The sequence below is a fragment of the Ideonella sp. genome (assembly GCF_035254525.1).
Lineage (GTDB): Bacteria > Pseudomonadota > Gammaproteobacteria > Burkholderiales > Burkholderiaceae_C > Ideonella.
The window spans coordinates 1-8,357 of sequence record NZ_DATFAN010000032.1; the positions used below are offsets into that span (position 1 = coordinate 1).

General features: G+C 71.2%; 8 protein-coding genes and 1 pseudogene. 7 read left to right on the forward strand and 2 right to left on the reverse strand.

The annotated features are described in order from the left end of the window. On the forward strand, nucleotides 1-729 hold a 729-nt coding region (locus VJ693_RS03370), incomplete at its 5' end, for a sterol desaturase family protein (RefSeq protein ID WP_414652218.1). On the opposite strand, the gene ruvB is transcribed toward VJ693_RS03370, so the two are convergent. Further along, entirely contained in the window at nucleotides 730-1,803 is a 1,074-nt protein-coding gene (gene ruvB, locus VJ693_RS03375) for a Holliday junction branch migration DNA helicase RuvB (protein WP_324152057.1), read from the reverse strand. It abuts the gene before it with no gap. Between the two features lie 78 nt (nucleotides 1,804-1,881). Here ruvB and VJ693_RS03380 point away from each other — a divergent pair, with 78 nt between their 5' ends. The 5 genes from VJ693_RS03380 to VJ693_RS03400 all read left to right on the forward strand — a co-directional run bounded on the left by VJ693_RS03380 (nucleotide 1,882) and on the right by VJ693_RS03400 (nucleotide 7,007). Beyond that, the gene (locus VJ693_RS03380) at nucleotides 1,882-2,268 is read left to right on the forward strand and encodes a DUF2946 domain-containing protein (protein WP_324152058.1); all 387 of its coding nucleotides are present in this window, start codon (nucleotides 1,882-1,884) and stop codon (nucleotides 2,266-2,268) included. A gap of 108 nt (nucleotides 2,269-2,376) precedes the next feature. Further along, the gene (locus VJ693_RS03385) at nucleotides 2,377-4,806 is read left to right on the forward strand and encodes a TonB-dependent receptor (protein ID WP_324152059.1); all 2,430 of its coding nucleotides are present in this window, start codon (nucleotides 2,377-2,379) and stop codon (nucleotides 4,804-4,806) included. Beyond that, entirely contained in the window at nucleotides 4,803-5,984 is a 1,182-nt protein-coding gene (locus tag VJ693_RS03390; protein ID WP_324152060.1) for a hypothetical protein, read from the forward strand. The genes VJ693_RS03385 and VJ693_RS03390 overlap by 4 nt, the downstream gene beginning before the upstream one ends. Then, nucleotides 5,968-6,456 (forward strand): hypothetical protein, encoded by a 489-nt coding sequence (locus VJ693_RS03395; RefSeq protein WP_324152061.1) that lies wholly within the window; start codon nucleotides 5,968-5,970, stop codon nucleotides 6,454-6,456. The genes VJ693_RS03390 and VJ693_RS03395 overlap by 17 nt, the downstream gene beginning before the upstream one ends. 110 nt (nucleotides 6,457-6,566) lie before the next feature. Continuing rightward, nucleotides 6,567-7,007: a copper chaperone PCu(A)C gene (locus VJ693_RS03400; RefSeq protein WP_324152062.1), complete on the forward strand. Its 441-nt coding sequence runs from the start codon at nucleotides 6,567-6,569 to the stop codon at nucleotides 7,005-7,007. A 28-nt stretch (nucleotides 7,008-7,035) separates the two neighbouring features. Here VJ693_RS03400 and ruvA read toward each other — a convergent pair whose 3' ends face one another. Continuing rightward, on the reverse strand, nucleotides 7,036-7,608 hold the full coding sequence (ruvA, locus tag VJ693_RS03405) for a Holliday junction branch migration protein RuvA (RefSeq protein ID WP_324152063.1): 573 nt from the start codon (nucleotides 7,606-7,608) through the stop codon (nucleotides 7,036-7,038). A 206-nt stretch (nucleotides 7,609-7,814) separates the two neighbouring features. Here ruvA and VJ693_RS03410 point away from each other — a divergent pair. Next, a pseudogene (locus VJ693_RS03410) lies at nucleotides 7,815-8,357 on the forward strand (hypothetical protein); the annotation flags it as partial.

The window sequence follows — 8,357 nt, forward strand, 5'->3', positions numbered from 1 at the left end:
TCCACCGCGCTGCGCCAGACCGGCAGCGGCGTGCTGCTGGGCTGGCTGTTCTACCTGCCGCTGGCCGTGCTCGGCGTGCCGCTCAAGGTATTCGTGGTGGTGGCGCTGATCGACCTGCTGTACCAGTACTGGGTGCACACCCAGCAGATCGGAAAACTCGGTTGGTTCGACCGCTGGTTCTGCTCGCCGAGCAACCACCGCGTGCACCATGCGGTGAACGAGAAGTACCTCGACAAGAACTACGGCGGCATCCTGATCGTCTGGGATCGCCTGTTCGGCAGCTTCGTCGAGGAGGACGACGCCGAGCCCTGCGTCTACGGCACGATCAAGCCGCTGCGCAGCTGGAACCCGGTGTGGGCCAACCTGAGCTTCTACGCCGAGATCCTGCGCGACTGCTGGTACACGCGCTCGTGGGCCGACAAGGCCAGGCGCTGGTTCGCGCCGCCCGGCTGGCGGCCGGCCGACGTGGCGGCCATGTTCCCCGGCGAGCCCTTCGTGCTGCAGCGCCAGCGCTACGACCCGCCGCTGACGGCGGCGCGGCAGGTGGCGGCGCTGCTGGTCTTCGTCGCTGCGATGGCGGCGACGCTGCTGCTGCTGTGGTTCTCCCACGCGTTGGCCCCGTCGGCGCTGGGCCTGGGCGCGTTGGGGGTGCTGGCCCTGCTGTGGGCCGCCGGCTGGATCTGCACGCCGCCGGCATCGCGCCCGGCCGGCTCGGCGGTGGCGGCCTGATCAGCCGGCAGCGTCGAACAGGTCACCGCCACCGCGCTGCGGCGGCGTGATCCCCAGGTGGCGGTAGGCCAGCAGCGTGGCCACACGCCCGCGCGGCGTGCGCTGCAGGTAGCCCTGCTGGATCAGGTAGGGCTCGATCACATCCTCGATCGTGCCGGGCTCCTCGCCGATCGCCGCGGCCACGTTGTCGAGCCCGACCGGGCCGCCGTCGAAACGGTGCACGACCGCATCGAGCAGCTTGCGGTCCATCACATCGAAGCCGACCGGGTCGACGTCGAGCATCTTCAGCGCGAGGTCGGCGATCGCCTTGTCGATGTGGCCGCGGCCTTTCACGTCGGCATAGTCGCGCACCCGGCGCAGCAGCCGGTTGGCGATGCGCGGCGTGCCGCGCGAGCGACGCGCGATCTCGAGCGCGCCGGCGGCGTCGACCGGGGCATTCAGCAGCCCGGCCGAGCGGGTGACGATGCGGGTGAGCTCCTCGGGCGTGTAGAACTCCAACCGCGCGACGATGCCGAAGCGGTCGCGCAAGGGGTTGGTCAGCATGCCGGCGCGGGTGGTCGCGCCGACCAGCGTGAAAGGCTGCAGGTCGAGCTTGATCGAGCGCGCGGCCGGCCCCTCGCCGATCATGATGTCGATCTGGTAGTCCTCCAGCGCGGGGTAGAGGATCTCCTCGACGACCGGCGACAGGCGGTGGATCTCGTCGATGAAGAGCACGTCGTTGCGCTCGAGGTTGGTCAGGATCGCGGCCAGGTCCTTGGGCTTTTCCAGCACCGGCCCGCTGGTCTGGCGCAGGCTGACGCCGAGCTCGTTGGCGATGATGTGCGACAACGTGGTCTTGCCCAGGCCGGGCGGGCCGAACAGCAGCACGTGGTCGAGGGCCTCGCTGCGCTTCTTCGCCGCGCCGATGAAGATCTCGAGTTGCTCGCGCGCCTTGGCCTGGCCCACGTATTCGGCCAGGCCCTTGGGCCGCAGGGCGCGTTCGAGCGCTTCTTCCTGCGGCGACGCGGGCTGGGCGGTCACCACGCGCTGCACCGCCCGCTCGGGCAGCCCGAAATCGTCGGTCTGGATGGACATACAGCGATTATCGCGGCAGCCGCCCGGTCATGACAGGCCGCAAAGGGCGGCTGCGGGTCGGCCCCTAGAATCGGCGCCGTGCATGCCTTCCAACACCTTCGGCGTCGCCTGAGCTGGATTGCCTTCGTGGCGATCTTCGCGCTCGCGTTCGTGCCGACGGTGTCGCGCCTGCTCGCCGCGGGCACGGGCAACGCGGCCTGGGCCGAGATCTGCACGCCGCAGGGCACCAGGCTGCTCGCGGCGGCCGACGATGGCCAGGCCTCGGGCACGGTGCAGGGCGGCAGCCACCTGGATCACTGCCCGCTGTGTGGCTTGTCCGGCGACGCGCCCTTGCCGCCGGCAGCCGCCAACGCCGTGGCCGTGACGGCCCCGCGCGCGCTGCTGCCGCGCCTGTTCCTCCACGCGCCGCGTCCGCTGTTCGCCTGGGCCGCGGCGCAGCCGCGCGCACCGCCGGTTCTGGCCTGACGCGCATCGGCCGGGCATTGCCCGGCCCGCCGCCGACCGCCCTTGCGGTCCTTGCCGAACCCGCCCCGCGGCGAACGCTCGCCTGCCCGGGGCCAGCGACTGTGTCCCATGCCTGATTCCGTCCCGCGCGGCGCTGCCCGCGCGCCGGCCTTGCGCCGTGCCACCCTGCCACTGGCAGCCCTTTCCGCACTCTCACTGGCGCCTGCCGCCCACGCCCAGGGGGTCGCCACCGACGCCCAGCTGCAGACCGTGACCGTCGCCGCCACGGCCGCGCGCAGCGGCCTGGCGCGCAACGTGCCGAGCAGCAGTGCCAGCAAGACGGCCGAGGAACTGCGCGAGCAGAACCTGTTCAACCCCGAAGACGCGTTGAAGTACGTGCCCAACACGACGATCCGCAAGCGCTACGCCGGCGACCGCAATGCGCTGATCGGCGGCCGCAGCTTCGGCCCACTGCAGCCCTCGCGCGGACTGGCCTACGTGGACGGCTACCTGATCTCCAATTTCCTCGGCCGCTTCGACGGCCCACGCTGGAACATGGTCACCCCCGAGGCGATCGCGCGGGTGGACGTGCTGTACGGGCCCTTTTCGGCGATCTACCCCGGCAACTCGATCGGCACTACGGTGGCGATCACCGAGCGCGAGCCGCGCGACTTCGAGGCTTCGGCGCGCCTCACCGGCTACACCCAGCACTTCGACCTCTACGGCCAGTCCGGCGACTATGACGGCCACCAGGCCTCGGCCTACCTCGGCGCGCGCTTCGACGGCGGCCTGTGGGCCGCGCTGAGCCTGAACCACCAGGATTCGACTTCGCAGCCGATGCAGTACTACACGGTCGGTGCGGATGCCGCGACCGGGGAGTTCGCCGTGGTCACGCCGCCGAACGGCGTGACGCCGACGCGCGTCACCGGCATCGCCTACGACACCGACCCCAAGGGCGTGCGGCGCGCCGTCTTCGGCGCCAGCGGCGGCGCGATCGACCACACCCGGCAGGACACCGCCAAGCTCAAGCTGGGCTACCGCTTCGGCCCTGCGCTGGAGGCCCAGGCGATGCTGGGCGGCTGGCGCAACGACAGCGACATCCGCAATGCGCCGTTCCTGCGCGACGGCGATGGCCGGACCGTCTGGAGCGGCTACGTGACCGACGGCGACCACACCTTCGACATCCCGGCGACCGCGTTCGCGCCCTCGACCCGCAACGAATCGCACCTGCACGGCGGCCTCACGCTCAAGACCCGCCACGCGACCGGCTGGAACGGCTCGCTGGTCTATTCGAACTACCGCATCGTCGACGACCTCGCTCGCCAGGCGCTGGCACCCGACCCGGTGGCCGCCGCGGGCGGCGCCGGCACGTTGACCCGGCGCGACAGCACCGGCTGGAACACGCTGGAGCTGCAGGCGGCCTACCTGCCGACACCGGGCGATTTCGGTGGCGGCCGGCACACGCTGACCTTCGGCGCGCACCGCAACGGCTACCGGCTCGACAGCCCGACCTGGGTCACCACCGACTGGCGCGACGAGGACACCGCGACGACGCTGGACCAGCGCTACCGCGGGCGCACCGAGGTCGAGGCCTTGTACGCCCAGGACGCCTGGGCCCTGGGCGACGACCTGAGCCTGACGCTGGGCCTGCGCCACGAGCGCTTTCGCGCCTACGACGGCGAGCAGCTCGCGCGCATCCCGGCCGGCACCGCCTGCGTGCCCGGCGACACCGCCGTCTGCGTGCCGAACCCCGACGGCAGCAAGAACAAGCTGGCGGCCTACGGCGAGCGCCGCCTGTCGGGCGCCAGCCCCAAGGCCTCGCTTGCGTGGACCCTGACCGACGACTGGCTTCTCAAGCTCAGCGCCGGCCGCGGGCTGCGCTTTCCGAACGTCGAGGAGCTCTACAACGGCACCGTGACCGCGAGCAGCGAATCGCTCAGTGACCCGGCGCTGCGCCCGGAGCGCTCGGACGCACTGGAGCTCAGCGCCGAGAAGGACTGGGCGCGGCACCACCTGCGCGTCAGCCTGTTCCACGACGACGTGCGCGACGCGATCCTGCGCCAGAGCGAGGTGGTGGGAACGCGCAGCGTGAGCCGCATCTCGAACGTCGACCGGGTGCGCACCTACGGCGTGGAACTCGCCTGGCAGGCGCAGGACTGGGGGCTGCGAGGCCTGTCGGTCGATGCCAACCTGGCGTGGGCCGACTCGACGGTGGTCGCCAACAGCAAGGACCCGGCGATGGTCGGCAAGGCCTGGCTGCGCGTGCCGCGCGTGCGCACCAACCTGCTCGCGGCCTACCGACCAGCCCCGCGCTGGATGGCCAGCGTGGGCGTGCGCCATTCGGGCCGGGCCTACAACGACACCTACAACCTCGACACGCACCCGGACGTCTACGGCGGCGTCTCGTCCTTCACCTTCGTCGACCTGCGCGGCAGCTACCAGATCCACCCCCACGTGGAGCTGGCGCTGGGCATCGACAACGTGGCCGATGCGCGCGGCTACCAGGCCCACCCGTATCCCGGCCGCACCGTGTTCACCGAACTGCGGGTGTGGAAATGACGCGCCTGCGAAGCATCAACGGGCTGCTGCGGGCCGGCCTGGTGTTGTGCCTTGCGTCGCTGCTCGGCGCTTCGGCGCAGGCGGCCGGCGCGGCGCCCCACAAGGCGGCGGCGCTGGGCAGCGGCGTGGCCTTCGGGCCCGACGGCCGGCTCTGGTGGACCGGCCTGGACGAGCAGGGCCGCCTTTTCGTGCGCGACAGCGCCGACGAAGGCCGCAGCTGGTCCGCGCCGCGGTGGCTCGCCGCCGACGAGCACATCTCGGCCGACGGCGAGAACCGGCCGAAGATCGCCTTCGGCCCCGGCGGCGCGGCGGTGATCAGTTACACCCAGCCCCTGGCCAAGCCCTACACCGGCGCGATCCGCATGCTGCGCAGCGCCGATGGCGGCGCGCACTTCGGCGCGCCGTTCACCGTGCACGCCGACCGGCAGCTCATCACGCACCGCTTCGAGGCCATCGGCTTCGATGCCCGCGGGATCTTGCACGTGCTGTGGATCGACAAACGCGACCTCGAGGTTCAGGGCAGCGCCTACCGTGGCGCGGCGATCTACCGCAACGAATCGGCCGATGGCGGTGCCCATTTCGGCCCCGACACCAAGCTGGCCGACCACACCTGCGAGTGCTGCCGCATCGCGCTGGCCGGCACGCCGGACGGCAGCCTGGCCGCGATGTGGCGCCACGTCTTCGCCCCCAGCGAGCGCGACCACGGTTTCGCCCGCCTGGACCGGCCCGCGGCGGCCGAACCGGTGCGCGCCACGCTGGACCGCTGGGCGGTCAACGCCTGCCCGCACCACGGGCCGGGCCTGGCCGGCGCGGCCGGCGGCGGCTACCACGCCGTGTGGTTCGGCCAGCGCGATGGCGACATGCGCGCGCGCTACGGCCGCCTGTCGGCCGACGGGCAACCGCTGGGCGCGCCGCAGGTGTTGCCCGACGAAGCCGCCGAGCACGCCGACGTGATCAGCGCCGGCCCGCGCGTGGCCATCGTCTGGCGCAGCTTCGATGGCGGGCAGACGCGGCTGCGGGCGTGGCTGTCGGCCGACGACGGACGCCATTTCGTTCTGAAGGACCTGGCGGCCACGCCGCTGGACAACGACCACCCGCGCCTGGCACGCCGCGGCGAGCAGCTCTTCGCCTTCTGGCGCACCCTCGAAGGAGCCCAAGTCCATGCGCTCGTTCCGTGACCTCGTCCTGGGCCTTGCGTTGGCCGTGCAAGTCGTCGCCGCGAGCGGCGCACCGCAGGCTGTCGAGGCCTTCACAGCCGACACCTGGCCCGCGCTGCAAGCCGGCCTGAAGGCGCCGCTCGCGGTCGTCTTCACCACGACGGACTGCGGCCACTGCCCGGCCGCGATCGAGCACCTGGCGAGCGTGCTGCATCGCCGCCGTGGCGGCGCCCGTCTGGCCGCGGTGGTCATGGATGCGGCACCGGGTGCCGACGATGCGCCGCTGCTCGCCACGCCGCACTACCGCGTCACCGACCGGCTGTTCGCCTTCGACGGCCAGGCCGCGGCGCTGCGCTACCGCGTCAACCCCGCGTGGCGCGGCGTCACGCCTTATGTCGCGCTGCTGGCGCCGGGCCGGCCTGCACGCCTGGTGACCGGCGAGCCGTCGACCGACGAGCTGCGCGCCTGGCTCGATGCCGCGGCGGCCCGCTGAGCAGCGTCATGCGTCACGCGGTGCCCCGATCACAATCCACGGCGACACGGCCTGCGCCAGGCCACCGTGCCGACGTGTCTTCTTCACGGCCTGCAACAAGGAAGCAAGCGATGAACAAGTCTTTCAGCTGGGTGATGCTGGCCCTCGGCGCGGTGCTCGCCGCCCCGGCCCTGGCACAGACCACCGTGGCCAACGCCTGGGCGCGCGGCACCGTGCCGCAGCAACAGGCCAGCGGCGCCTTCATGCAGATCACCTCGGCCCAGGGCGGCAAGCTGGTGGCCGTGGCGTCGCCGGTGGCTGGCGTGACCGAGATCCACGAGATGAAGATGGAGGGCGGCATGATGAAGATGGGCGCTGTGCCCGTCCTCGACCTGCCGGCCGGCAAGACGGTCGAGCTGAAGCCGGGTGGCTACCACGTCATGCTGATGGGGCTGAAGCAGCAGCTCAAGGCCGGTGACCAGGTGCCGCTCACGCTGACCATCGAGGCCAGCGACGGCAAGAAGGAGACGTTGCAGCTCAGCGTGCCGGTCAAGGCCCTGGGCGCGAACTGACTTCAGGCGGCGCAGCGGCCGACCACGCTCAGCCCAAGGCCTTGAGCGCGAGCTTGATGCCTTCGCTGACCCCGACGTCGGCCGGCAGCTTCTTCAACGCCGCGCCGGCGTCCTTCTCGCTGTAGCCGAGCGCGACCAGCGCCTGCACGATGTCCGCCTGGGCTTCGGTGGCCACCTGGGCTGCCGGCAGGCCCAGGTCCGGCCCGAGCTTGCCCTTGAGCTCGAGCAGCAGCCGCTCGGCCGTCTTCTTGCCGATGCCCGGCACCTTCTGCAGCCGCGCGCCTTCCTGGCGCGAGATCGCGCCCGACAGATCGGCCACCGACAGCCCCGACAGGATGGCCAGCGCCGTGCGCGGCCCGACGCCGGAGATCTTGATCAGTTCGCGAAAGGTGCTGCGCTCGCTCGCCGTGAGAAAGCCGTAGAGCAGGTGCGCATCCTCGCGCACGACGAGGTGGGTGAGCAGCGTCACGCGCTCACCCAGCCCCGGCAGATTGAAGAACGTGCTCATCGGCACGTCGACTTCATAGCCGACGCCGTTGACATCGATGAGCACCAGCGGCGGGGATTTTTCCGCGAGCAAACCCGAGAGGCGGCCGATCATGGCGGCGGATTATCCGGGCCCCGGCTTGCCGAGCCTCAAACTTCATCAAAACGTGACCGCCTTGGCTGGAAGAGGGTCCGCTCGATTGTTAACATTTGTGAGCGAGGGATGGCCGCCGGTGGCCATCGGCCGGGCCGACCGGCCTGCGCGTGCAGCACGGTCACGCAGCGCCGAAACAGTCATCACATCGATCAGGGGGATTCCCAATGGTTTGGAACTTGGCGCGCCTGCCGGGCGTGCATACATGGTCACGCCTGCGCTGGATCGCGGGCGTGGCGATCGCCGGTGCACTCGCAGCCTGTGGCGGCGGTGGTGGTGGGAGCGATACGCCGTCTGCCACGGTCAGCGTCAGTGCGTCGTCGGTCACCTTGGCCGACAGTTACGAGGACGCGCAGTCGCCTGAATCCCAGACCTTGACCGTCAGCGTCAGCGGACATGGCATCGCCGGCGTCGGCCTGGCATTCGATCCGGCCTACCCGGTCGAGCCCTGGGTCGGTGCCGACATGGTGGGCAGCGCGTCGCCCTACACCGTGACCATCGGCCTGTCGGGCACGGCGGCCGTCGGTGACCACACGGCCCATCTGCTGGTGGGGGCGGTCGATGCGGACGGCAACGTCCTCGATGCAAAGCCGGTGACTGTGACCTACAAGGTTCTCGCACGCCTTCGAACCGATACCGCGTCGTTGAATTTCGAGGGTGTCAATGGCGCAACCCCACCCGCCGCCATGCACCCCGGGGTATGGGGTGAC

Bases quoted from the DNA above. Each gene is read 5' to 3' on its own strand.
- VJ693_RS03395 (WP_324152061.1), top strand. From the start codon at position 5,968: ATGCGCTCGTTCCGTGACCTCGTCCTGGGCCTTGCGTTGGCCGTGCAA.
- VJ693_RS03400 (WP_324152062.1), top strand. From the start codon at position 6,567: ATGAACAAGTCTTTCAGCTGGGTGATGCTGGCCCTCGGCGCGGTGCTC.
- ruvA (WP_324152063.1), bottom strand. From the start codon at position 7,608: ATGATCGGCCGCCTCTCGGGTTTGCTCGCGGAAAAATCCCCGCCGCTG.
- ruvB (WP_324152057.1), bottom strand. From the start codon at position 1,803: ATGTCCATCCAGACCGACGATTTCGGGCTGCCCGAGCGGGCGGTGCAG.
- VJ693_RS03390 (WP_324152060.1), top strand. From the start codon at position 4,803: ATGACGCGCCTGCGAAGCATCAACGGGCTGCTGCGGGCCGGCCTGGTG.
- VJ693_RS03385 (WP_324152059.1), top strand. From the start codon at position 2,377: ATGCCTGATTCCGTCCCGCGCGGCGCTGCCCGCGCGCCGGCCTTGCGC.